We start from the raw sequence: 21,732 nt of genomic DNA on the forward strand, positions 1-21,732 counted from the left end.
CTATCCCCAACGCTTCGAGCCGCCAGGAGAACGATCCAGCTTCGGCCGGCTTACGCCGGCACCGAGATCGCCATGCCGTCGCGCTGCGGGTCGGCACCGCCGGTCGCGAACCCGTTCTCGATCTTGACGCCGTGGAGCGCGGCGAAGGGATAGCTCTGGGCCGAGCGCTTGACGTCATAGCCCTGCGCCTTGAGCTCGGCTTCGACGCTGCGGCGGATGCGGTTGCTGATGTCGATGGAATTCGAGACGCCCATCACGCGGGGCGCCGCCACCGCCTCCAGCATCGACATCTCGAAGTCGATGACGTTGCTGATGCCTTGCGCCATGGCCGGGGCGATATAGCTGCCGCCGGGCGCGCCCATGACGATGAAGGGTTTGTCGCCCTTGAAGACGATGGTCGGCGCGGCCGAGGACGAGCGGCGCTTGCCGGGCGCTATCGAGCCGGCGCGGCCGGGGCGCGGATCGAAGCGGCTCATCGTGCCGTTGTAGATGAAGCCGAGCCCGTCGGTGATCGCGCCCGACGGGCTGCCGAGCGTATGGGTCAGTGCCACCGCATTGCCGTGCCGGTCGACCACGGTGACATGGGTGGTCTCGCGCGATGACGAGCGCTCCAGCCGCTTGACGTCGGCGCGCTCGCCGCGGCGGATGCTCTCAGCCTGCTCGGCCGCATGCTCCTTCGAGATCAGGCGCTCGACCGGAATCTCGACATAGGCCGGGTCGCCCATGAACTGGTCCTTGTCGATGGTCATGCGCTTCATCGCCTCCGCCAGCAGGCGGACATGCTCGGTGCCGCCATGCGTTAGCGAGCCGATGTCGAAGGGCTCGAGCATGTTGAGGATCTGCAGCATCGACATACCGCTCGCCGGCGGCGGCGAGGTCGAGATGCGGTGGCCGCGATAGGAGCCCCAGATCGGCTCGGCGACTGAGAGCTCGTAGCGGGCGAGGTCCTCGCGCGAGATCAATCCGCTATGTGCCGCGAAGTCGGCGGCGATCTCCTCGGCGAGCTCGCCATGGTAGAACAGGTCGGCGCCGCCCTTGGCGAGCCGCTCCAGCGTGTTGGCCATGTCGGTGTTGACGATGATGTCGCCGGGGCGCTTCGCGCTGCCATCCGGGCGGAAATAAAGGCGCTTGCCGGTCTCGCTGTAGCGCAGCTTGTCCGAGGTGTTGACCTGGCCGGAGCCGCTCTGATCCTGCGTCCAGAACCAGTGCATGTGCGGGCGCACCAGCACGCCCTCGCGCGCCTGCCTGATCGCCGGCGCCATGACATCCGCCCAGTCCATCGTGCCGAAGCGCGACAGCACATAGTCATAGCCCTTGATGCTGCCGGGCGTGCAGACGGCGAGATGGCCGAACTCGTTGATGCCGCCTTCGAGCAGGAAAGCGAAGCCGTCACGCGACTGGCCGCGCAGCTTGTCCTGCCACATATCCGGCTTCGCGGAGTAAGAGGCGCGGGCATAGAACTCGACAATCTCATGGACGCCCTTGCCGGGCATGTAGAGCTGCATCGAGCCGAAGCCGCCAATTCCCGACATCAGCGGATCGACCACACCCTGCATGAAGGCGCAGGCAATCGCCGCGTCGATCGCATTGCCGCCGCGCTCCAGCACGGCCGCGCCGGCTTCGACGGCTTCCGGCTGCGGGGCGACGATCATTCCGTTCTTCATGGCGAAGGCTCTTCAGTTCGCATTGCACGTCCCGTCATGGTCGGGCTTGTCCCGACCATCCACGTCTTCGCTGGTCGAGGTCGGTGTTCAAGACGTGGATGCTCGGCACAAGGCCGAGCATGACGGCTTTGGTCATGCCGGCTCCGGCTCGCTCAATCTCCAGAACAGCCTGACGCCGCCATCCGCCGTGCTCTCCAGCCCGGGCACGGCCGAGAGCAGCTTGCGGGTGTAGTCGTGCTTGGGTGCATCGAAGATCTGGTCGCGGGTGCCTTCCTCGACGATGCGGCCGTCCTGCATGACGACGACCCGGTCGGAGACCTGCTCGACCACGCCGAGATCGTGGCTGATGAACAGGCAGGAGAAACCGTGTTTCTTCTGCAGCTGCGCGAAGAGCTCCAGCACCTGCGCCCTGACGGTGACGTCCAGGGCCGAGACCGGCTCGTCGGCGATGACGAAGCTCGGCCGGCGGATGATGGCGCGGGCGATGGCGACGCGCTGGCGCTGGCCGCCGGAGAGCTCGTGCGGGTAGCGCTCGGAAAAGCCGTCCCCGAGCCCGACCTCGCTCAGCACCTCCTGCAGGCGCGCCTTCTTCTCGGCCGAGCCCATGCCTTTGACCAGCCGCAGCGGCTCACCGACCAGCTCGCCGATGGTCATGCGCGGGTCGAGCGAGGAATACGGGTCCTGGAAGACCATCTGGCAGTTCAGCCGATAGTCCCAGAAGGCGGCGTCGCTCTTGTCGATCGGCTTGCCGTTGAAGCGGATCTCGCCGCCGCTCGGCTTGAGCAGGCCGGCGATGGCATGGCCGAGCGTGGTCTTGCCCGAGCCCGAGCCGCCGACGACCGAGACGACCTCGCCGGGTTTCACCGAGAGGCTGATACCGTGCAGGGCCCGGTTGCCCTGTTCCTTGCGGAAGAAGCCCTGGCGACCGCCATAGTCGACGACCAGATCGTTGACCGAAACCAGCGGGGTCGCCGCTTCCGGCAGCATGCGCGCCGGCTCGCGATGCGGCATCGCGGCGAGGAGCTTGCGGGTATAGGGATGCTGCGGGCGGGCGAGGATGTCTTCGCTCTTGCCCTGTTCGACGACGTCGCCCTGGCACATCACGACGATGCGGCTGCAATAGCGCGCGACCATGCCGAGATCGTGCGAGATCAAGAGCACGGCGGTGTTGTTGGCCTGGGTCAGATCGACCATCAGCTCCATCACGTCGCGCTGGACGACGGCGTCGAGGGCGGTGGTCGGCTCGTCGGCGAGCAGCAGCGCCGGCTTCAGCAGCATGACCGAAGCCAGCATGATGCGCTGGCGCATGCCGCCGGAATACTGGTGTGGGTAGGCGTTGAAGGCCCCTTCGGGGTCGCGGATGCCGACGCGCCTGAGCATGTCGAGGATGAGCTCGCGCCGGCCGGCTGCGTCGAGCTTGCGATGCAGCGCCAGACCTTCCTCCAGCTGCCGTCCGATCAGCATGGACGGGTTGAGCGAGGTCATCGGCTCCTGGAAGACCATGCCGACCTTCGCGCCGCGGATGGCCCGCAGGCGCTTCGGGGCCATGGTCGTGACCTCCTCGCCGTCGAAACGGATCGAGCCGGAGATCAGCCTTACGGCCGGCGGGATGAAACCCATCACCGCCCGCGCCGCCAGCGTCTTGCCGGAGCCGGATTCGCCGACGATGCCGACGATCTCGCCGGGCGAGACGCTGAAGCTGACATTGTTGACGACGGTGCGGCCGCTCGCTCCGATCCTGAGCGTCAGGCCGTCGACCTCCAGTAGGGGCTTGCTGGAGGTCATCGCGCACCCCTCATCCGCGGGTCGAGCTTGTCGCGCAGGGCGTCGCCGAGCAGGTTGATGCCGAGCAGGGTCAGCGAGATGCACAGGCCCGGGAAGATGCCGAGCCAGACAGCCTGGCCGATATAGGGCCGCGATCCCGCCAGCATGTTGCCCCAGGTCGGGGCCGGCGGCGGCACGCCGAGACCGAGGAAGGAGAGCGAGCTCTCGGCCAGCAGCACCCAGCCGAACATCGAGGTCGCCAGCACGGTCAGCGGCGCAATGCAGTTCGGCAGGATGTGGCGCAGCATGGTGAAGCCCTCGGAATTGCCCATCACCCGCGAGGCCGAGATGAACTCGCGTTCGCGCAGCGACAGCACCGTGCCGCGGACGATGCGGGCGACGGATGGGGCATAGGCGATGCCGAGCGCGAGGATGATGCCGTATTTGTTGGCGCCCACGACCGCGAGCAGGCCAAGCGCCAAGAGGATGCCGGGAAAGGCCAGCAGCGCGTCGTTGAAGGCCATGATGGTGCGGTCGACCCAGCCGCGCACATAGCCGGAGAATAGGCCGATGACCGTGCCGAGCGAGACTGCGAGCACGACCGTCAGCAGGCTGATCCAGACCGAGGTGGCGGCGCCCGCCATCAACCGCGAGAGTACGTCGCGGCCGAACTCGTCGGTGCCGAGCCAGTGCATCGCCGAGGGCGGCACCAACTTGGCGCGGAAGGAGAGCTTCAAAGGGTCGACCGGCGTCCAGACCGAACTGATCGCCGCGACGATGCCGAGGAAGCCGATCAGCGTGCCGCCGACCAGGGCGTTGGGAGCTGGGAGCCTCATTGCGCCGTCACCCTCGGGTCGAAGATCGGATAGCAGAGGTCGATCACGAGATTGACCAGCACATAGGTGAAGGCGACGAAGAGCATGCAGCCCTGGATCACCGGATAGTCGCGGGCGAAGATCGAATCGACGAGCAGCCGGCCCAATCCTGGGATGGTGAAGACCGTCTCGACCACGGCGATGCCGCCGAGCAGGTTGCCGAGCACGAGGCCGATCAGCGTCCAGGTCGGGCCGAAGGCGTTCTTGAAGGCGTGGTTCCAGAGCACGGCGCTCTCGGTCAGGCCCTTGGCGCGAGCATGGGTGATGTAGTCGAGCCGCAGCACCTCCAATGTCGAGGCGCGGGCCATGCGCAGGATCACGCCGATCTCGTGCAGGAACAGCGTCATGATCGGCATGATGAGGTAAAGGATGCCGGCGACGGGGTTCTCGGCGATCGAGACATAGCCGACCACCGGCAGCCATTCGAGCTTGAGCCCGAAGAAGAGCAGCAAGAGCAGGCCGAGCCAGAAGGTCGGGATCGAGAGCAAGAGCGTCGCAACGGCGACGAGGCTGAGGTCGAGCGACGAATCCTGCTTCCAGGCCGCGAGCACGCCGGCCGGTACGGCGACGAGACTCGCGAGCGCGACCGCGACCAGGACGATCTGCGCGGAGACCCAGAAGCGCTGCAGGATCAGCGGCAGCACCGCCTGCTGCGACGAGATCGACTGGCCGAGATCGCCCTTGAGCAGGTTGCCGAACCAGATGCCGAACTGAACCGGCAGGCTCTGGTCGAGACCGAGCCGCGCCTGCAGGTCGGCGATCGAGGCGGGCGTCGCCAGATCCCCCAGCATCAGCGAAGCCGGGTCGCCCGGGATCAAACGGATCAGACCGAAGACCGAGACCGACACGATCAGCAGTGTCGGTACGGACATGAGGATGCGCGTCAGCGCGAAGCGCAGCATCGGTTTCCTCCCCGGTGCTTGGTGATGTCCGGCTGTGTCAGTTCGCCAGCGTCACTTCCCACATGCGCAGCTTCGACTGCCATGGCTTGAAGCCCTGGATGCGCTTGGCATGAGCGATGATGTCGAGGCCGTTGAAGGCAAAGATCATCGGGACTTCGTCGATGACGCGCTTGTGCAGTTCGTCGACGATTGTCTGGCGCTCGGCACGGTCCGAGGTGACGAAGAGCTTGTCGATCTGCTTCTGCGCCTCCGGATTGTCCCAGACCTTGCGCGGCTGCTTCTCCTTCGGCCCCGAGAATTGCTCGAAGGCGATGGCGGGGTCGAAGCGGGCCGAGAAGGAGAAGGACTGCATCTGGTAGTTGCCCTTGTTGTAGCGATCGAGCTGGGTCGCCCAGTCCAGCACCTCGATCTCGGCATTGACGCCGACGGCCTGCAACATCTGCTGCGCCACCACCGCCGCCGGGAAGCTCGGCACGATGGGGCGCTTGTTGGCGAGGATCACGATCTTCTCGCCCTTGTAGCCGGCCTCCTGCAGCAGCTTCTTGGCGCGGGTCGGATCGAAGCTCAGGCCCTTCTTCTCGACCTCGCCGAAATAGCTCGAGCCGGAATAGATCGGCGAGGTATTGGGCTTGCCGAGGTCGTTGTAGAAGGCGGCGACGATCTCATCCATGTCGAGCGAGGCGGCGATTGCCTGGCGCAGCTTCTGGTTGCCCATCACCGCGTCTTTGGTCTGGATCAGGAAGACGTGCCTGACGGCATTGGGCTCGGCCGCGACCGAAAGCTTCGGGTTCTTCTTTAGTTCAGCGGCATCGCTCGGCAGGATTTCGGCCATGTCTAGCGCGCCGGAGATCAGGCCGGCCTTCACCGTGGCCGGATCCTTGACGATCAGGAACTTGACGTCCTTGAGCAGCGGCCGCTTGGAGCCGACATAGCCATCGGCCTTGCCGCCGTCCTTCGGCGACTTGTAGCCCTCGAAGGCGGTCATGGTGAAATACTCGCCGCGCTTCCAATCGCCGAACTTGTAGGGGCCGGTGCCGATCGGCTTGTCCCAGCTACCGTCGGCCTTGACCGAATCCTTGTGCAGGATCGCGGTCATCGCGCAGTCGGTGCGGGCGAGCGTATCCAGGAAGAGCGCGTTCGGCTTGCCGATCTTCATGACGAAGGTACGCGGATCCGGCGCCGTCGCCTCCTCGACCTTGAGGCCCGAGCGGCCATCGAATTCCGAGGTGCAGCGCCAGTCGGTCTTCGGGTCCATGTAGCGGTTCCAGCTCCACAGCACGTCGGCCGAGGAGAGCTCGGCGCCGTTGTGGAACTTGACGCCCTGGCGCAACGTGAAGGTGTAGGTCTTGCCGTCGGCGGAGAGGTCGACCTTCTCGGCGAGCAGTGGCGTCACGACGCCGCCCTCATTGTAGCCGACCAGGCCCTCGACCAGCTGCAGCGCGAAATCGTCGGTGTTGTCGTCGCGATTGACGCCCGGATTGTTGCTGCGGATGTCGGCGGCGACCGCCACCGTGACGGACTGCGCCGCAGCGGGGCTGGCGAAAGCCAGCAAGGCAAAGGCGGAGGCGAGCAGGCGGTTCATCGGCAATTTCCCCTCTTTGTCTTCTTGTCTTGGCTTGTCGTTGCGCGTGCGATCGCGGGGTTCAGGCGGCCCTGGCCGCGCCGGACCGGCGCTTGGCGAGCACGTCGGCGAAGAAGTCCTCGACCCGCGAGACGGCTTTCAGCCCGTCATGCGGCATGTTCGGCACGAGGTCGAAACGCACCTCGATGCCGTGCTCCTCGAAATTGCGACGCAAGCTGTCGAGCCGCTCCGGCCGGTTCGCGCCGGCATGGTTGGCGTCGGGCATCCAGCTGCGGTCGCCGGGCTTGTGGGTGATCTCCCAGGTCTCGAGATCGGCAGCGCCGACGATCATCTGCACCGCGACCTTGCGGATCGCCTCGATGTCAGGCGCGGCGCCAAAGAGCTCGGCCATGTTGCGGGTGCCGACCCACCAGTCGCGCGTCGGGTCGAGCAGCGTCACCGAGCCCGGCGCGCCGATCGAGGCGGCCCAGAGCCGGTTCGGCTGCAGCATCAGGAAGCGATGAGCGAAATGGCCGCCGCCGGAATAGCCGAACAGGGCGAAGCGATCGAAGCGCAGGCCGTAGTGCTGGGCGACTTCCTCGACCATGGCGAGCAGGATCTGGTCATACCGGACCCCGCCTTCGACCATGTATTTGAAGCCGTTGCGGTTGCCGTCGCCCATCACTCCGATCGGGAAGAGCGGGGCGAGGATGATGCAGTTGTTCCAGCGGCCGAAGGCTTCGAAGGCATCGCGATAGCCGGTGAAGCCGCGGCCGGTGCCGTGCATGGTGACGACGAGCTCGGGCGCCTGCCCGCCCTTGCCGAGGGTCTTCGGCACATAGAGGCAATAGCTGAAACGCGGATCGGCCTTGCAGGCGACGACCGGCGTCGGGCCGAGATCGTAGAGCGCGCGAGCGATCGCCGCCGCGTCGTCCTGCTTGGCGGGCTTTGCAGCGGGAGCGGTCATGCGGCGTTTCCTGATTGGCTGTAAGATTGGCGCCAATTTTGTCGCATGATATGAAAGGGCCTGCAAGCCGGATTCGACAGCCCCTGTGCCCAAGGCAGGCGAGCCGGCTCGCAAGCGTCGCTGCCGCGCCCTAAGCCTTTGTTTTTCATGATCCTTGACGCAAAAACTGCTTCACAGTTCTGCTGAAACTGCTCTAGAGACCCCTCATGGCCAGCCGTCCAAGAACCCGCCAGCGCGCCAAGGGCGAACTCGCCAACGAGATCGCCAAGGCAATCCATATCCGCGCCTATCGCCCGGGCGAATGGCTGCGGCAGATCGATCTGGAGGAGGCGTTCCAGGCGACGCGCTTCGATGTCCGCACCGCGCTCGACGAGCTCGCCGTACGCAAGACCATCGAGCACGTGCCCAATCGCGGCTACCGTGTCGTCGAGGTCGATCTCGCCACCTACCGCGCGATCCGCGACACCCGCATCATCCTGGAGAGCGCCGCCTGCCGCCTTGTCATCGGCAAGCTGGATGACGATGCTCTCGCTAGGCTCGACGGGCTTGCCCACGAGTTCAGCCGGGCGGTGCAGAGCGGCACGCGCGTCGAGCAGAGCGAGATCAACCGCGCCTTCCATAGCCTGATCTATGCCCATTGCGGCAATCCGGTGCTGGTCGAGACGATCTGGAGCCTGCGCGACCGTTCGCGCGGCTCGGCGGTCACGGTCTGGGCCTCGCATCAGGCCCTGCTCGCGAGCGATGCCGACCACCACGCCATGGTCGCGGCGATCCGCGCTGGGGATGGCGAACGTCTGGCCGAGCTGATCAGCCAGCACATCCTCAAGGACCTGATCGAGGTCAGCGGCGCGGCCTAGAGTCCGCCCGAACTCTGCTGCGGTCGCTGTTTGGCGCGCCGTAGCGAACTTCAGGACGCGTTCTCAGTCCGCGACGGTCACTTCCCAGAGCCGCGGCTTCGACAGGATCGAGGATTTGTAGCCCTTGACCCGCTTGCCATAGGCGCCGGCGTCGATCCCGTTGTAGAGCATCACCATCGGCACCTCGGCGATGAAGCGCTGATGCAGCTCGTCGAACAGCTTCTGGCGCTCGGCCTTGTCCGAGACGACCATGGACTTGTCGAGCAGCGCCTGCGCCTCCGGATTGTCCCAGACCTTGCGCGGTTGCGTCGCCTTCGGACCGGTCACGGATTCGAAGGAGAGGGCCGGGTCGAGCCTCGCCGAATAGGGGAAGGCCTGGAGCTGGTAATTGCCCTTGGAATAGCGGTCGAGCTGCGTCGCCCATTCCAGGACTTCGATCTGGACGTTGATGCCGGCGGCCTGCAGCATCTGCTGCGAGACCACGGCTGCGTCGAAGCTCTGCGGGTAGCGCTTGTTCGCCAGCATCACCAGGGGCTCGCCCTTGTAGCCGGCCTCCTGGAGCAGCTTCTTGGCGGCGGCGAGGTCGTGCTTGTAGCCATTGGCCTGGACCGCGCCGTAGTAGGAGGACATCGCCGGCACGATCGAGTTGTTGCGCTTGCCGAGCCCGTCGGTGACCTGGGCGACCAGTTCCTCGGTATCGAGCGCCGCCGCAATGGCCTGGCGCAGTTTGACGTTGCCGAGCAGCGGGTCGCGGGTCTGCAGGAGGATGCCGACCAGGCCCATGTTCTGGGTGATCGACAGCCCGATGCGCTGGTCCTTCTTGAGCTCCTTGACCTCGGCATTGGCGACGTCCGGCACGATGTCGATGTCGCCGCGCAGCAACGCCGCCTTGGCGGTGGCGCCGTCCGGAATCACCATGAAGCGGACTTCGTCGACGAGCGGGCGCTTGCCGCCGGCGTAGCCGTCCGGGGCGCCCGGCAGGCTGGCATAGGCCTCGTTGCGGGAAAGGCGGATGAATTCGCCGCGCTTCCATTCGGTGAATTTGTAGGGGCCGGTGCCGATCGGCCTGTCGAAGGAGCCGTCGGCCTTGAGCGAATCCTTGTGCAGGATCGCGGTCATCGCGCAGTCGGTGCGGGCGATGTTGGCGAGGAAGAGCGAGCTCGGCTGGTCGAGCTTGAAGACGACGGTCGCCGGATCGGGCGCCGTGACCGCCTCGACCTTGGCGCGGCCGCGGCCGTCGAATTCCGACAGGCAGCGCCAGTCGGTCTTCGGGTCCATGTAGCGGTTCCAGCTCCAGACCACGTCGGCCGAGGTCAGCTCGGCGCCGTTGTGGAACTTCACGCCCTTGCGCAGGGTGAAGGTGTAGCTCTTGCCGTCCGGCGAGACCTCGATTTTCTCGGCGAGCAGCGGCTTCACCGCCGAATCCTCGCCATAGGCGACGAGGCCCTCGACGACATGCAGCACGACCGCGTCGGTGTTGTCGTCGCGGTTGACGCCCGGATTGATGCTGCGGATATCGGCGTTGAGGTGCACCTTGATCGTTGGTGCCGCCAGCGCCGGGCCGGCCAGGACAATGGCCAGGGTCGCATAGGCGGCCGTGATCGGTCTCAGAGCCATTTTCGTACCTCCTGTTGTTCTTCCGCCGGCGCGGGCCGCCCTCTTCGGCCTTGCGCGCCTGATCCGTTCGACCGTCCTATTCGGCGGCCTGCGCCAGCGTCACCGGCTCGTCGGTGAGGCTGTAGCGCGTGAAGACTCGGTTCAATGCCGGCAACGGCGCGACCTCCATCGTGCCCTTGGCCGGCTGCATGATCACCATCGAGACGGTCGCCGAGAGATTGCCGGTGTCGTTCAGGCGCGGCGGCCGGCAGACCGAATGCGGCGTCAGGAAATCGTCGAAGAAGGCTGCCTTCAGATCGTCGACCGTCAGCGCGCGGCCGGCCTCGTTCAGCAGCTTCCTGACGCGCCAGTCGCGGTAGAAGCTCTCGGGCACGCGGGGGATGCCGGTATCGGTGATCTTGGTGAGCGCGACCTGACCGACCCAGTGATTGGCGTGCACGATCAGCCCGTCCTCGGGGTAGAGCGGGAAGGCGGCGTCGGGCGCGCATTCGAAGTCGATGCCGAAGCCGGCGACGGTCGAAAGCATCATGTTGTTCGAGCAAGCCTTCGGCGTCGTCGCCACCGCCTTGATCGCGAAGGCGAAATGCTCCTGCTCGAGCACCTTGCGGCGGATCAGGGCGAGCGGCACGCCGACCTGCGTGAAGTCGCGCTCGCTTTCGAGATAGTTGGCGGTGATCGAGATGCCGGCCGCGTTCATGCCGCAGCGAGCGAGGCCACCCGCCTCGACGAAGGTCAGGAAATCCGGCCCGTCATCGCGGCGCACGCGCAGCACGATCGCCGTTTCCGCGCATTCGGCCTTCCAGTCCCAGTTCTGGCCGTGGATCAGTTCGCCCGTGGCGCTGCGCTCGGGCAGGATGATCGCGCCGGTGCAGCCATCGTCGAGCTCTTCCTCCGCCCCGACCGGCTTGCTCTTCTCCAGCTTCGCCTTGGCGATCACCTCAGTGCGGGCGTTGATCATGATGACGTCTTCGAGCGCGACGCCGGCGCCGTCGGCGATGCCGCGCATCTCTTCGATGTAGTGCGCGCCAAAAGCCTCGATCTCGCGAGCGAACTCGCCGATCAGACGCGACTTGGCGGCAGCGTCATAGCCGAGATCGCCGAGCTGGCCGCCATAGAGCTCGATCGAGCGCTTGACGCGCTTCGGCACCGCCGCACCATGCTGGCGGCCGCGCTCATAGGGCGTGCCGGAGACATCGACGAAGGGAAAGGGCTCGACCATGGCGGGAACTCGGCATTCTCTCTGGTGCTGCGTCAATCCATAATGTATTTCATTTCGAAATAAGACAATCAAGAGCCTTTCGATGACGACGCCGACACGATTGCAGCAGGAGATCGCCGAGCGGATCCTCCGCATGGTCCGCGAGGACGGGCTCGAGGCCGGCGCCTGGCTCAACGAGAACAGCGCGGCGCGCCGCCTCAACGTCTCGCGCACGCCGGTGCGCGCGGCCATCGACCATCTCGCCCGGCAGGGGCTGGTGCGCCGGCATCCGAACAAGGGCGTCGAGCTGCTCAGCGCTCCCGAGGGGCCGGCCGATGCAGGAGCAACCGCCGACGAGACCGAGCTCCTCATGGTCAAGGTCGCGCAGGACCGCCATGGCGGACGCCTGCCCGACGAGATCTCCGAGCTCGAGCTGATGCGGCGCTACGAGCTCGGCCGGCCCGAGGTCCAGCGCCTGATGGCCCGGCTCGCCGATCTCGACATGGTCGAGCGCAAGCGCGGCTATGGCTGGCGTTTCCTGCATGAGGCGCGGGACCAGTCGGCCCATGACGAGCGCTACCGCTTTCGCCTGCTGATCGAGCCAATGGTCTTCCTGGAGCCTGGCTTCGCACTGGAGCAGAGCTGGGTCGACGAGATGCGCACCCGGCACGAGCTGACGCTGTCGCAGCCCTGGAAGGAGAGCTCGGCGATCGGCTTCTACGAGATGAACGCGGATTTCCATGAGGGGCTGGCGGCCGCCTCGGGCAACCGCTTCATCCACTCCGCCGTCCGCCGACAGAACCAGATGCGCCGGCTCTCCAATTACGACTGGACCTATGGCTATGAGCGCGTCGTGGTGAACAGCCGCGAGCACCTGCAGATGCTTTCGACGATCGAGGCCGGCGACCTCCAGCTCACCAGCGCCCTGATGCGCAGCCATCTCCAGCGCGCCATGCAATTGCGCCGGCCGGACGGGCTGGACTGATCCGAGCCCTCATCCTGAGGAGCAAGCGCAGCTTGCGTCTCGAAGGATGCTCCAGACGTCTCCGGAGCTTCCTGGAGCATCCTTCGAGACGCGCTCCGGCGGAGCGCTCCTCAGGATCAGGACTGAGGGATTCGGAAGCGCCAAGCACGCAACACAGGCACCCTCTCTATTGTCTTTTGCAATTAAGAAAGACATCATATGACTGTTCGTAGCGAGGACCAGCCGATGACCGCGCATGCCTTTGCCGCCGAAAACCGTCGCGACAACGCTCCCGACGCGTTCTGGATGCCGTTCACGCCGATGCGGGCCTTCCGGCAGGCGCCGCTGCTGTTCGAGCGCGCGGAGGGCATGCATTACGTCACACCGGACGGCAAGCGCGTGCTCGACGGCATGGCCGGGCTCTGGTGCGTCAATGCCGGCCACGGCCAGGTGAAGATCACCGAGGCGATCCGCGAAGCGGCCGGCCGGCTCGATTTCGTCTCCTCCTTCAAGATGAGCCATCCCGACGCGCAGGCCTATGCGGCGCGGCTCACCGACTTCGCGCCGGAGGGCATCGACCATGTCTTCTTCGTCAATTCCGGTTCGGAAGCGGTCGACACCACCCTGAAGATCGCCCGGGCCTACCATCAGGCGCGCGGCCAAGCCTCGCGCACCAAGCTGATCGGCCGGGCCAAGGGCTATCACGGCATGGGCTGGGGTGGGCTCTCGGTCTCAGGCATCGGCCGGCACAAGGCCGCCTTCGGGCCGCTGCTGCCCGATGTCGCGCATCTGCCGCTGCCCTATGATCGCGCCAGCATGGCCTTCACACGCGGCCGGCCGGAAGGCGGGCTCGCCGCAGCCGAGGCGCTGGAGACCCTGCTGCAGATCCATGATTCCGCGACCGTCGCCGCCGTGATCGTCGAGCCGGTGACCGGCTCGGGCGGGGTCTATCCGCCGCCGAAGGGCTATCTCGAACGCCTGCGCGCGATCTGCGACAGGCACGGCATCCTCTTGATCTTCGACGAGGTCATCACCGGCTTCGGCCGGCTGGGGGCGCCCTTTGCGGCGCAGGCCTATGGCGTCAGGCCGGATCTGATGAGTTGCGCCAAGGGCATGACCAATGGCGCAGTGCCGATGGGCGGCGTCCTCGTCGCGGGCCATGTCTACGAGGCTTTCATGGCCGGCTCGCCCGAGGCGATCGAGCTCCTCCACGGCTACACCTATTCGGCCCATCCGCTCGCCTGCGCCGCCGGTCTCGCGACGCTCGACGTCTTCGCCGAGCAGGACATCCTCGGGCAACTCGCCAAGGTGCTGCCGCTCTGGGAGGAGCGGGCGCACCGGCTGAAGGGGGCGCCGCATGTCGTCGACATCCGCACCGCCGGCCTGCTCTGCGCGATCGATCTCGCGCCGCGTCCGGGCGCCGAGGGCGTGAGAGGAGCAGAGGCCGGCAAGCGCTGCCTCGATGTCGGCGTGCTGATCCGCAATGCCGGCGACACGCTGGTGCTGTCGCCGCCGCTGGTCATCGCCCCCGAAGAGATCGAGACGATCTTCGCCGCCATCGAAGTGGCATTGGAGCGGATCGCCTAGGCTCAGCCATCGCGGCCAGTTTGATCCTGCAGCGACGCTATCGGTGAACTGTGGCGCTTCGTCGCCAAGTCCCGGCTGGAAAAGTGCCGCGCACGGGACTAAACCCTGACGATGACCTTCTCGTCCGCTCTTACGCCAATCGCGGTCGGCGCCGTCGCCGTCGTGCTTTTGCTTGGCCTGATCAACATGCTGCGCGGCGGCAGCGCCGGCACCTCGCAGAAGCTGATGCGACTGCGCGTCGTGCTGCAGTTCATCGCGATCCTGGTGATCCTGGGCGTGGCATGGTGGCGCAGCGGCTGAGGCCGGATTGGATAACCGCCTGCCGTCACATTGCGGCCACCACTCTCTGCGCTTCACTATCTTACGATCCGATTAAGAGAACACCGCCCCTCATGGTCCGCGTCGCGTCGATAGCCGTTGCCTTCTCCCTTCTTGCCGCGCCGGCCCTGGCGCAGGGCGAAAGCAGCGTTTCCCGCGCACTAGGCTATGCGCCTGCCGACCAATCGCCCTCCGCCTCATGGGAGGCCCGTTTCGGCGCCGGAGCCGCCAATCCGGGCGGGCGCGAAAGCGGCCTTCTGAATTTCGGCGGCGAGTTGCTGACCCCGCGCATCGCCACCCTCAGCGACCGTATCGCGAATGCCTTCGTGCCGCGTTTCCATCTCGGCTCGAGCCTCAACCTCAATGGCACCCAATACGCCTATGCCGGAGCGACCTGGACAGTCGACATCTCGCAGGCGTTCTTCGTCGAAGCCAGCCTCGGCGCGGCCGTGAACAACGGCAAGACCGCGGGCGTCGTGCCGGAGAACCGGCTGAACCTCGGCTGCAACACCGGCGCGCGCGGCGCCGCCGCACTCGGCTACCGTCTGAACGATCGCTGGAGCCTGATCGCGACGATGGAGCATTTCAGCGCCTCGAACTGCTCCGACAACCTCGCCGCCGGCACCGGCGCCCCGCGCGGCCCGTCGAATTTCGGCGCCCGGCTCGGCTACACCTTCTGACCACCCGATCGGTGCAGATTCTCCTCCCGCTAGAAAAGCGCTGAGCCCGCCTGTCAATCGAAGCCGGAATGGCCGAGAACGGGACGCCGGAGCAACCGGCGATGACAAGCGAGGCGAGGATGAAACTGCACGGCTATTTTCGTAGCTCGGCGGCCTGGCGCGTGCGCATCGCGCTGAACCTCAAGGGCCTTCCCGTCACCCACGTCTCGCATCATCTGCGCAACGGCGAGCAGCGCGCGCCGGACTATCTCGCGCTCAACCCGCAAGGGCTGGTGCCGGTGATCGAGCACGACGATGGCAGCGTGCTGCCGCAGTCGCTCGCCATCATCGAATGGCTCGAAGAGACTCATCCAGAACCGCCGCTCCTGCCGTCAGACCCCTTTCAGCGCGCGCAGGTGCGCGCTTTCGCCCAGATCATCGCCTGCGACACCCACCCGGTGCAGAACCTCAAGGTGCTCAACCGGCTGCGCGAACTCGGCCATGGCAGCGACGTGGTCCTGGCCTGGGCCGCCGCGGTCAATGTCGACGGGCTCTCGGCCTGCGAGCGGGTCGCTGCGAAGAATCCCGGACCGTTCTGCTTCGGGCAGGCACCGAGCCTCGCCGATATCTGCCTGGTGCCGCAGCTCGGCAATGCCAGGCGCTTCAAGGTCGATGTCGCGCAGTTCCCGCGGCTGCTCGAGGCCGAGGCCGCAGCGTTCGCCCTGCCGGCCTTCCGCGACGCTGCGCCCGAGAAGCAGGCCGACGCGGAGTGACGAATTTCAGCGTGGCCTCACGACAAAACGGTCAGGCAGCCCCTGGCTTTGGGAAAGCCGCTCCCTGAGTTCACACGAACGGAAGCTTCCCGGCGCTGCGCCCTGGGCTTCACCAGCGCCGGTAGGGATACCAGCCCGGCCCATAGAAGCCCGGGCCGTAGAAGCTGGATTCGAGCCGGGCGCGCTGCGACGCCGAACGGTCGAGATCGACCGCCATCAGGCAATTGGCGAACGGGTCGGTGCCTTGCCGGAAGCCATAGGACCGACAGCGCCCCTCATCGGCTGCACGCTGCTCGGCCGGCGTCACGCAGCCGCCGAGCGCCGCGACGAGAATCACTGCAACACACAACTTCGCTTGCATGGCGGCTCTCCGTCCCGGCCGGAATTCGTACGGAATAGGCCCGGAAAACGGCCATTCCGCGACAGCACTCCGGCGCCAGCTGCATTTTCCCTGCCTTTTACCGCGATTGCAATCGATCAGCTGCGATGCAGCCCCTCACTGCCGAGATGCACAGGCTGAAAGCAAAACGGCCACCCCGGAGGGTGGCCGCGGCTCCTTGCGGAACAAGGAGGAAAATGGTGGGCGCGACAGGGATCGAACCTGTGACCCCTACGATGTCAACGTAGTGCTCTCCCGCTGAGCTACGCGCCCTTTCGCCCGAAGGCTCCAGGAACGACACCAGCCCGGGGGCGACGTCGTTGCGAGTGAGGCGGCTATAGCGAGTCGCAAGCCGCCTTGCAAGGCGCTTCGTCGGCTTCTTCCAACGAAACGCACATTGGCCTGTTGATCAGGCGGCGAGCAGCTTCTCGACCTCGTTCACCAGCTCGCGCAGATGGAACGGCTTGGAGAGGACCTTGGCGTCCTTCGGCGTCTGCGAATCCGGGTTGAGCGCCACAGCCGCAAAACCGGTGATGAACATCACCTTGATGTCGGGATCGAGTTCCGTGGCGCGCCGCGCCAGCTCGATACCGTCCATTTCGGGCATCACGATATCGGTCAGCAGGAGCTCGAACGGCTCCTCGCGCAGGCGGTTATAGGCCGAGAGCCCGTTGTCGAACGAGGCGACGTCATAGCCTGCGTTCTGCAGAGCCTTGACCAGGAAGCGGCGCATATCGTTGTCGTCTTCGGCGAGGAGAATCTTCGTCATGGCGCCTGCAATCGTCCGTCTCGTTGCGCTGACGCGCGCCCGGCACGGACTGGAGCCGCACCCGATTCGCTCGCCTCGTCATTCATTGAAACCAGGCCGGCCGTCCCGCCGCCCCGGCCGCCGCCGCCCCCGGCCTGCGCAGCGCCTCTAGCACCCGCCTGCGCCCTCCGGGACCATGCGCTTCCATTTGCGCCCATTACAGTAAACAACCGGTGAATGCGGGCGATCCATCCACAGCCGGCATGCTCTTCAACCTCGGCTCGCTTTGTGCTTCAGTCGCGCGACATGATGCCGCCAGTCGAAATCGCCACCCCGCATCCCGAGAGCGTGATCGCCGAGATCGAACGCCCGTTCACGCTGTTCCAGCCGGCGCTGCAGGTCGTGCCCGTCGTCGTCGACGTCCCCCATGCCGGCCGGCGCTATCCGGCCGCCTTCGTCGAGGGCTCGCGCCTGCCGCTGCGCTCGCTCAGACGCTCGGAAGACGCCTATGTCGACCTGCTCTTCCAGCATGCCGTTGCCCTCGGGGCGCCGCTCCTCATCGCCGAGTTCCCGCGCGCCTATCTCGACGTCAATCGCGAACCCTTCGAGCTCGACCCACGCATGTTCGAAGGCCGCCTGCCCGGCTTCGCCAACACCCGCTCGCTGCGGGTCGCCGGCGGCCTCGGCACCATCCCGCGCATCGTCGGCGACGCTCACGAAATCTATCCAGGACGCATTCCGGTCGAGGTCGCGCTGACGCGGATCGAGGAGCTCTACCGCCCCTATCACGCCGGCCTGCGCCATCTGGTGAACCGGACCCAGGCGGCTTTTGGCACCTGCGTCCTCGTCGACGCCCATTCGATGCCCTCGACCGGGCTCGATCGCGAAGGTCTCGCCAAAGCGGATGTGATTCTCGGAGACCGCTTCGGCACCAGCGCCGCCGGCATCGTCGTCGAGGCTGCCGAGGAGGCGTTCCGCCGCGCCGGCCTGAAGGTCACCCGCAACCGCCCCTATGCGGGCGGCTTCATCACCGAGCATTACGGCGCGCCCGGCGCCGGCGTGCACGCGCTGCAGATCGAGATCAATCGCGGCCTCTACATGGACGAAACGACGCTCGAGCCGAATGCCGGCTTCGCCGGCCTGCAACAGGTGATCAACGCCGCCATGGCCGAGTGCTTCGCGCGCTGGAGCGGCTGGATCGACGACTGGCGCCAGGCGGCGGAATAGGCGCAGACTAGGGAAACACCGGAGGAGGGCCGGGGCGACGCTACGGCAGCGGCCAAGAAAAAGGGCCGCTCACTGGCGTGGCGGCCCAAGTCTAGGGAGGAAACGCCCAAGGAGGGCAACGAAGGTTTGAGGTCATCTCCCCTTCGCAGTGCACAATAGGCGCTGCACCGCAAAAACGCAAGCCCGATCGACGAGCCTTACGAGGGGTATGCGTCAGACGCAGATCGAACGCCGCACCGCAATCGCGCTTGTCTTCTCACCGCGCCGCCAGCATGAAGGCAGCGGGCGGCCCCATCGGCCGCGGATACGGGGGATTCGGAATGAGCGCGGTCGATTTCACGGAGTTCGTCGCCGGGCTCGCGACCTCCTCGGGGCAGGCGATCCTCCCCTTCTTCCGCGCCAAGCACACCACCGAGGACAAATCGGCCGGCGGCACCTTCGACCCGGTCACCGAGGCCGATCGCGCCGGCGAGGCGACGATGCGCAATCTGATCAAGCGCAGCTTCCCGGAGCATGGCGTGCTCGGCGAGGAGTTTGGCACCGAGAACGCCGATGCCGAATATGTCTGGGTGCTCGATCCGATCGACGGCACCCGCGCCTTCATCTCCGGGATTCCGGTCTGGGGCACGCTGATCGGGCTGACGCGCAAGGGCGTGCCGGTCTACGGCATGATGAACCAGCCCTTCACCGGTGAGCGCTATTCCGGCGACGGCCGCAAGGCCCGCTATGAAGGCCCGGGCGGCCCGCGCGAGCTGCACACGCGCCAGACCGCGGCGCTCGCCGAGGCGACGCTGATGACGACGAGCCCTCACCTCTTCGCCGGCGCCGAAAAGCAGGCCTATGGCCGCGTCGAGAGCGCCGTACGCCTGACCCGCTATGGCTGCGACTGCTACGCCTACTGCATGCTCGCCGCCGGCCATGTCGACCTGGTGATCGAGAGCGGGCTGAAGCCCTATGACATCGTCGCCCTGATCCCGATCATCGAGGGCGCCGGCGGCATCGTCACTTCATGGAGCGGCGGCAGTGCCGCCGAGGGCGGGACTATCCTCGCCGCCGGCAACAAGGCCCTGCACCAGGCCGCCCTCGCTTTGCTCGCCGGCTGAGGCGTCCGCCTCCAGCTTCTCGCCGGGCACGAAGGCGTCGAACGCCGCCCAGAACTGCGCCCGGATCGCGTCGCTTTCCATCAGGATCTCGTGGCGGGCCGTCGGCAGCACCAGCGCCGAACCCGTCTTGAGCCGCGCGGCAAAGCGCTCGATCGCCGGCGTCGAGACGACGGGATCGCGCCCCGCCGCGATCACCAGGGTCGGCACGCGTACCTCGAGCGCCGCACGCGGCGCCGCGAGCCTGTCCATCAGCTCGAAGGCGGCACGGATCCAGCCGACGCTGGGATCGCCGATGGCGAGCTCGCGCGCCGCCGCGGTGAGCGCCGCATTGCGGGCATAGCGCACCGGGTCGCCGGTCAGCCGGTTGCCTTCGAACGGCTTGGTACCGATCGCCGTCTCGCCGCCGCCGGGTACGAAGGCCCGCCCGAAGCCGAGCCAATACAGCACGAAGGCCAGAATGCGGGCCGCGCGCGGACGCTCGATCATGCTGATTCCGAGCATCGGCGCGAGCGCGACCAGCCTTGCGACCGGCAAGGCGCCGCGTCGCGCCGCATCGAGGCAGAGCGCGGCCCCCATCGAATGCGCCAGCGCGAAATGCGGGGCCGGCAGCCGCGCCTGCATTTCCGCGATGGCGAGAGCAAGGTCGCGCTCATACTCCCTCAGACGCCCGACATGGCCACGCCGCGGCCGGCCAGTGAAGCGCTGCGAGCCGCCCTGCCCGCGCCAGTCGAAGGTGATGACGTGGAAGCCGCGCCGACGCAGCTCGGCGATGGTCTCGCTATAGCGCTCGATGAACTCGGCCCGCCCCTGGGCGATCAGCACCGTGCCCTTTTCCGGCCTGACGGTCGGATGCCAGCTGGCGAAGCGCAACCGCGCGCCATCACTGGCCCCGGCGAACCAGACCTTGCCATGGCCGGGAACGGGATAGCCGGCGTCGTGGAAGAATTCGGCTTCGGCCATCGGCTCGTCCAGCTGGCGGATAGGCTGCTTATGCCCCTCTCGCAGGGGTCTTGAAAAGCCCGAAACCCTCCCCCAGATCAGTCATGCGCAGGCCGGAACCGGCTGCGCGAGACTGCCACCGAGGCCCGCGCTCATGGCGAGGCGGGCTGAACACTCTGTCGCTTCCTCTGGAGGACAATCATGCGTTCCTACGATCTTTCCCCGCTCTATCGCTCGACCGTCGGCTTCGACCGCCTGTTCTCGCTGCTCGACCAAGCCACCAGCGTCGACAACGCGCCGACCTATCCGCCCTACAATATCGAGCGCACCGCCGATAACGCCTACCGCATCTCGATCGCCGTCGCCGGCTTCGCCGAGGCTGACCTTGCCATCGAGAGCAAGGAAAACGCCCTCACCGTCCGTGGCGAGAAGAAAGTCGCCGAGGGTACAGAGAAGCGCGAGGTCCTGCATCAGGGCATCGCCGCACGCGCCTTCGAGCGTCGTTTCCAGCTCGCCGACTATGTCCAGGTGACCGGCGCGAGCCTCGAGAACGGCCTGCTCCATATCGACCTCGTCCGCGAGATCCCCGAGGCCAAGAAGCCGCGCCTGATTCCGATCGGCGCGCAGGGCGCCAAGGTGATCGAGGCCAAGGTCGCGACCAAGCAGGCGGCGTAACCGCCGGCAGGGCGCAGACCGCGCCCGGCAGAAACAAGAAGGCCTCCCCGGGAAACCGGGGAGGCCTTTTCTCTATGCGGCGGCATCGCTGCGGAGCGCCCGGCCGCCCCCTTAGTTCAGCGGCGCGATCGGGACCATCTCGGGCTTCGGCGCCTCGGCCTTGGTCCCCTCGATCCGCACCGGCGGGACGGTGGTGTCGGGCACCGGGATGCCGCTCGGATGGGCGCGAGCCAGCGGCGGCGCCAGCTCCGGCCCGTCGGCATTGCGGACATCCTGGGGGTTGACCAGTCCTGGCTTGCCGATCTCCTTGGGCGCCACGGTCGGCACGGCGAGCGGCTTTGCCGGCACCGCCACCGGGACGGGAGGAGCGGCGGGCGAAGGCGGCGCCACGGTCGCCGGAGCGCTCGCCTCGGCGGGCGGCTTCAATTCGGCCGGACGCGGCGGCGGGCGCGGGATCAGCCGCTGCGCCGGCCGCTCGATCTGCGGATCGAGCCGGGCGGTACGGGCCGGCGCTCCCAGCACGATCCGGTCGATCAGATCGCCGCTATAGCGATCGAGGATCAGGCGCACCCTGGCGCCATCGCGGCCCGCGCCGTCGACGACATAGGAGGAGCGTGTCGCGATCGTGCGGTCGACCCGGACGAGCCCGAACTCGCGTGCCGCCAGCCGCCCGATGGCGCGCTGCGGGATCGGAGCAGCCGGAAGCGGCGCGTAGTCATAGCGCCGGCCATAGCCGTAATCGCGATCATAGCCCCGGCTGTAGTAGGCGTAGCCGCCGCCGTAATCGTCGATCTGGGCCAGCGCCGGGCCGGCCGAAGCCAGGGCCGCAGCCGCAATGGCGAGCCCGGCGAGACGGCGACGCAGATCGTGCGGGCCCCGCTCGGGCGAAGTGAAAAGTGCCATGGTCCTGTCCTTGTGCGGCAGAATCTCAGGCTTCAGTTCTCGGTAAGGATTA

21 protein-coding genes and 1 tRNA gene are annotated in these 21,732 nt (G+C 66.8%); 9 read left to right on the plus strand and 13 right to left on the minus strand.

What is annotated here, in order from left to right; translation table 11 throughout:
- Positions 1-50 precede the first annotated feature (50 nt).
- From ggt to RKE40_RS12045, 6 genes are all read right to left on the minus strand, one after another.
- Positions 51-1,664 (minus strand): gamma-glutamyltransferase, encoded by a 1,614-nt coding sequence (ggt, locus tag RKE40_RS12020; protein ID WP_316018480.1) that lies wholly within the window; start codon positions 1,662-1,664, stop codon positions 51-53.
- A 132-nt stretch (positions 1,665-1,796) separates the two neighbouring features.
- Positions 1,797-3,449 carry an ABC transporter ATP-binding protein gene (locus RKE40_RS12025; RefSeq protein ID WP_316018481.1) on the minus strand — a complete coding sequence of 551 codons (1,653 nt, stop codon included), beginning with the start codon at positions 3,447-3,449 and terminating at the stop codon, positions 1,797-1,799.
- Positions 3,446-4,264 (minus strand): ABC transporter permease, encoded by an 819-nt coding sequence (locus RKE40_RS12030; protein ID WP_316018482.1) that lies wholly within the window; start codon positions 4,262-4,264, stop codon positions 3,446-3,448. The genes RKE40_RS12025 and RKE40_RS12030 overlap by 4 nt, the downstream gene beginning before the upstream one ends.
- Positions 4,261-5,205 carry an ABC transporter permease gene (locus RKE40_RS12035; protein WP_316018483.1) on the minus strand — a complete coding sequence of 315 codons (945 nt, stop codon included), beginning with the start codon at positions 5,203-5,205 and terminating at the stop codon, positions 4,261-4,263. The genes RKE40_RS12030 and RKE40_RS12035 overlap by 4 nt, the downstream gene beginning before the upstream one ends.
- 37 nt (positions 5,206-5,242) lie before the next feature.
- Positions 5,243-6,787, minus strand: a complete 1,545-nt coding sequence (locus RKE40_RS12040; RefSeq protein WP_316018484.1) for an ABC transporter substrate-binding protein — start codon at positions 6,785-6,787, stop codon at positions 5,243-5,245.
- A gap of 61 nt (positions 6,788-6,848) precedes the next feature.
- Positions 6,849-7,733, minus strand: coding sequence for an alpha/beta hydrolase family protein (locus RKE40_RS12045; RefSeq protein WP_316018485.1), 885 nt, complete (start codon positions 7,731-7,733; stop codon positions 6,849-6,851).
- A 206-nt stretch (positions 7,734-7,939) separates the two neighbouring features.
- Here RKE40_RS12045 and RKE40_RS12050 point away from each other — a divergent pair, with 206 nt between their 5' ends.
- Positions 7,940-8,590, plus strand: coding sequence for a GntR family transcriptional regulator (locus RKE40_RS12050; RefSeq protein ID WP_316018486.1), 651 nt, complete (start codon positions 7,940-7,942; stop codon positions 8,588-8,590).
- Positions 8,591-8,653: 63 nt separating this feature from the next.
- Here the strand turns inward: RKE40_RS12050 and RKE40_RS12055 are convergent, their stop codons facing one another.
- Both RKE40_RS12055 and RKE40_RS12060 read right to left on the minus strand, forming a co-directional pair.
- The gene (locus RKE40_RS12055) at positions 8,654-10,207 is read right to left on the minus strand and encodes an ABC transporter substrate-binding protein (RefSeq protein ID WP_316018487.1); all 1,554 of its coding nucleotides are present in this window, start codon (positions 10,205-10,207) and stop codon (positions 8,654-8,656) included.
- 76 nt (positions 10,208-10,283) lie between these two features.
- The gene (locus RKE40_RS12060; protein ID WP_316018488.1) at positions 10,284-11,426 is read right to left on the minus strand and encodes a C45 family autoproteolytic acyltransferase/hydolase; all 1,143 of its coding nucleotides are present in this window, start codon (positions 11,424-11,426) and stop codon (positions 10,284-10,286) included.
- 82 nt (positions 11,427-11,508) lie between these two features.
- On the opposite strand from RKE40_RS12060, the gene RKE40_RS12065 reads away from it, so the two are divergent.
- The 5 genes from RKE40_RS12065 (at position 11,509) to maiA (ending at position 15,706) form a co-directional block, all read left to right on the plus strand.
- Positions 11,509-12,390 carry a GntR family transcriptional regulator gene (locus RKE40_RS12065; RefSeq protein ID WP_316018489.1) on the plus strand — a complete coding sequence of 294 codons (882 nt, stop codon included), beginning with the start codon at positions 11,509-11,511 and terminating at the stop codon, positions 12,388-12,390.
- Positions 12,391-12,615: 225 nt separating this feature from the next.
- Entirely contained in the window at positions 12,616-13,956 is a 1,341-nt protein-coding gene (gene aptA / locus RKE40_RS12070) for an omega-aminotransferase AptA (protein ID WP_316018551.1), read from the plus strand.
- A 111-nt stretch (positions 13,957-14,067) separates the two neighbouring features.
- On the plus strand, positions 14,068-14,256 hold the full coding sequence (locus tag RKE40_RS12075) for a twin transmembrane helix small protein (protein ID WP_066477090.1): 189 nt from the start codon (positions 14,068-14,070) through the stop codon (positions 14,254-14,256).
- Positions 14,257-14,348: 92 nt separating this feature from the next.
- Complete coding sequence (locus RKE40_RS12080) at positions 14,349-14,954, plus strand: acyloxyacyl hydrolase (protein WP_316018490.1); 606 nt, start codon at positions 14,349-14,351, stop codon at positions 14,952-14,954.
- 119 nt (positions 14,955-15,073) lie between these two features.
- A complete protein-coding gene (gene maiA, locus RKE40_RS12085) occupies positions 15,074-15,706 on the plus strand; it encodes a maleylacetoacetate isomerase (protein ID WP_316018552.1) in 633 nt (210 codons plus the stop codon).
- Between the two features lie 109 nt (positions 15,707-15,815).
- On the opposite strand, the gene RKE40_RS12090 is transcribed toward maiA, so the two are convergent.
- From RKE40_RS12090 to cpdR, 3 genes are all read right to left on the minus strand, one after another.
- Entirely contained in the window at positions 15,816-16,067 is a 252-nt protein-coding gene (locus tag RKE40_RS12090; RefSeq protein ID WP_316018491.1) for a hypothetical protein, read from the minus strand.
- A gap of 216 nt (positions 16,068-16,283) precedes the next feature.
- Positions 16,284-16,358: transfer RNA gene (locus tag RKE40_RS12095), tRNA-Val, on the minus strand.
- A gap of 136 nt (positions 16,359-16,494) precedes the next feature.
- Positions 16,495-16,854, minus strand: coding sequence for a cell cycle two-component system response regulator CpdR (gene cpdR / locus RKE40_RS12100; RefSeq protein ID WP_038363805.1), 360 nt, complete (start codon positions 16,852-16,854; stop codon positions 16,495-16,497).
- A 288-nt stretch (positions 16,855-17,142) separates the two neighbouring features.
- Here cpdR and RKE40_RS12105 point away from each other — a divergent pair, with 288 nt between their 5' ends.
- Both RKE40_RS12105 and hisN read left to right on the plus strand, forming a co-directional pair.
- On the plus strand, positions 17,143-18,060 hold the full coding sequence (locus tag RKE40_RS12105; RefSeq protein ID WP_316018553.1) for an N-formylglutamate amidohydrolase: 918 nt from the start codon (positions 17,143-17,145) through the stop codon (positions 18,058-18,060).
- Between the two features lie 320 nt (positions 18,061-18,380).
- A complete protein-coding gene (hisN, locus tag RKE40_RS12110; RefSeq protein WP_316018492.1) occupies positions 18,381-19,163 on the plus strand; it encodes a histidinol-phosphatase in 783 nt (260 codons plus the stop codon).
- Here the strand turns inward: hisN and RKE40_RS12115 are convergent.
- A complete protein-coding gene (locus RKE40_RS12115) occupies positions 19,068-20,123 on the minus strand; it encodes an alpha/beta hydrolase (RefSeq protein WP_316018493.1) in 1,056 nt (351 codons plus the stop codon). The two genes, hisN and RKE40_RS12115, sit on opposite strands and share 96 nt — an antisense overlap.
- Positions 20,124-20,303: 180 nt before the next feature.
- Here RKE40_RS12115 and RKE40_RS12120 point away from each other — a divergent pair, with 180 nt between their 5' ends.
- On the plus strand, positions 20,304-20,777 hold the full coding sequence (locus RKE40_RS12120; protein WP_316018494.1) for an Hsp20 family protein: 474 nt from the start codon (positions 20,304-20,306) through the stop codon (positions 20,775-20,777).
- Between the two features lie 111 nt (positions 20,778-20,888).
- On the opposite strand, the gene RKE40_RS12125 is transcribed toward RKE40_RS12120, so the two are convergent.
- On the minus strand, positions 20,889-21,680 hold the full coding sequence (locus RKE40_RS12125) for a hypothetical protein (RefSeq protein WP_316018495.1): 792 nt from the start codon (positions 21,678-21,680) through the stop codon (positions 20,889-20,891).
- Positions 21,681-21,732: the final 52 nt, after the last annotated feature.

The organism is Allobosea rubneri, assembly GCF_032464875.1.
GTDB lineage: Bacteria > Pseudomonadota > Alphaproteobacteria > Rhizobiales > Beijerinckiaceae > Allobosea > Allobosea rubneri.

What these genes read in the sequence shown, in the direction of transcription:
- RKE40_RS12040 (WP_316018484.1), bottom strand. Translation starts at nt 6,787, where the DNA reads ATGAACCGCCTGCTCGCCTCCGCCTTTGCCTTGCTGGCTTTCGCCAGC.
- RKE40_RS12055 (WP_316018487.1), bottom strand. Translation starts at nt 10,207, where the DNA reads ATGGCTCTGAGACCGATCACGGCCGCCTATGCGACCCTGGCCATTGTC.
- maiA (WP_316018552.1), top strand. Translation starts at nt 15,074, where the DNA reads ATGAAACTGCACGGCTATTTTCGTAGCTCGGCGGCCTGGCGCGTGCGC.
- ggt (WP_316018480.1), bottom strand. Translation starts at nt 1,664, where the DNA reads ATGAAGAACGGAATGATCGTCGCCCCGCAGCCGGAAGCCGTCGAAGCC.
- RKE40_RS12035 (WP_316018483.1), bottom strand. Translation starts at nt 5,205, where the DNA reads ATGCTGCGCTTCGCGCTGACGCGCATCCTCATGTCCGTACCGACACTG.
- RKE40_RS12060 (WP_316018488.1), bottom strand. Translation starts at nt 11,426, where the DNA reads ATGGTCGAGCCCTTTCCCTTCGTCGATGTCTCCGGCACGCCCTATGAG.
- RKE40_RS12090 (WP_316018491.1), bottom strand. Translation starts at nt 16,067, where the DNA reads ATGCAAGCGAAGTTGTGTGTTGCAGTGATTCTCGTCGCGGCGCTCGGC.
- hisN (WP_316018492.1), top strand. Translation starts at nt 18,381, where the DNA reads ATGAGCGCGGTCGATTTCACGGAGTTCGTCGCCGGGCTCGCGACCTCC.
- RKE40_RS12125 (WP_316018495.1), bottom strand. Translation starts at nt 21,680, where the DNA reads ATGGCACTTTTCACTTCGCCCGAGCGGGGCCCGCACGATCTGCGTCGC.
- RKE40_RS12050 (WP_316018486.1), top strand. Translation starts at nt 7,940, where the DNA reads ATGGCCAGCCGTCCAAGAACCCGCCAGCGCGCCAAGGGCGAACTCGCC.
- RKE40_RS12120 (WP_316018494.1), top strand. Translation starts at nt 20,304, where the DNA reads ATGCGTTCCTACGATCTTTCCCCGCTCTATCGCTCGACCGTCGGCTTC.
- RKE40_RS12045 (WP_316018485.1), bottom strand. Translation starts at nt 7,733, where the DNA reads ATGACCGCTCCCGCTGCAAAGCCCGCCAAGCAGGACGACGCGGCGGCG.
- RKE40_RS12080 (WP_316018490.1), top strand. Translation starts at nt 14,349, where the DNA reads ATGGTCCGCGTCGCGTCGATAGCCGTTGCCTTCTCCCTTCTTGCCGCG.
- RKE40_RS12105 (WP_316018553.1), top strand. Translation starts at nt 17,143, where the DNA reads ATGCCGCCAGTCGAAATCGCCACCCCGCATCCCGAGAGCGTGATCGCC.
- RKE40_RS12030 (WP_316018482.1), bottom strand. Translation starts at nt 4,264, where the DNA reads ATGAGGCTCCCAGCTCCCAACGCCCTGGTCGGCGGCACGCTGATCGGC.
- RKE40_RS12065 (WP_316018489.1), top strand. Translation starts at nt 11,509, where the DNA reads ATGACGACGCCGACACGATTGCAGCAGGAGATCGCCGAGCGGATCCTC.
- cpdR (WP_038363805.1), bottom strand. Translation starts at nt 16,854, where the DNA reads ATGACGAAGATTCTCCTCGCCGAAGACGACAACGATATGCGCCGCTTC.
- RKE40_RS12025 (WP_316018481.1), bottom strand. Translation starts at nt 3,449, where the DNA reads ATGACCTCCAGCAAGCCCCTACTGGAGGTCGACGGCCTGACGCTCAGG.
- RKE40_RS12115 (WP_316018493.1), bottom strand. Translation starts at nt 20,123, where the DNA reads ATGGCCGAAGCCGAATTCTTCCACGACGCCGGCTATCCCGTTCCCGGC.
- aptA (WP_316018551.1), top strand. Translation starts at nt 12,616, where the DNA reads ATGACCGCGCATGCCTTTGCCGCCGAAAACCGTCGCGACAACGCTCCC.
- RKE40_RS12075 (WP_066477090.1), top strand. Translation starts at nt 14,068, where the DNA reads ATGACCTTCTCGTCCGCTCTTACGCCAATCGCGGTCGGCGCCGTCGCC.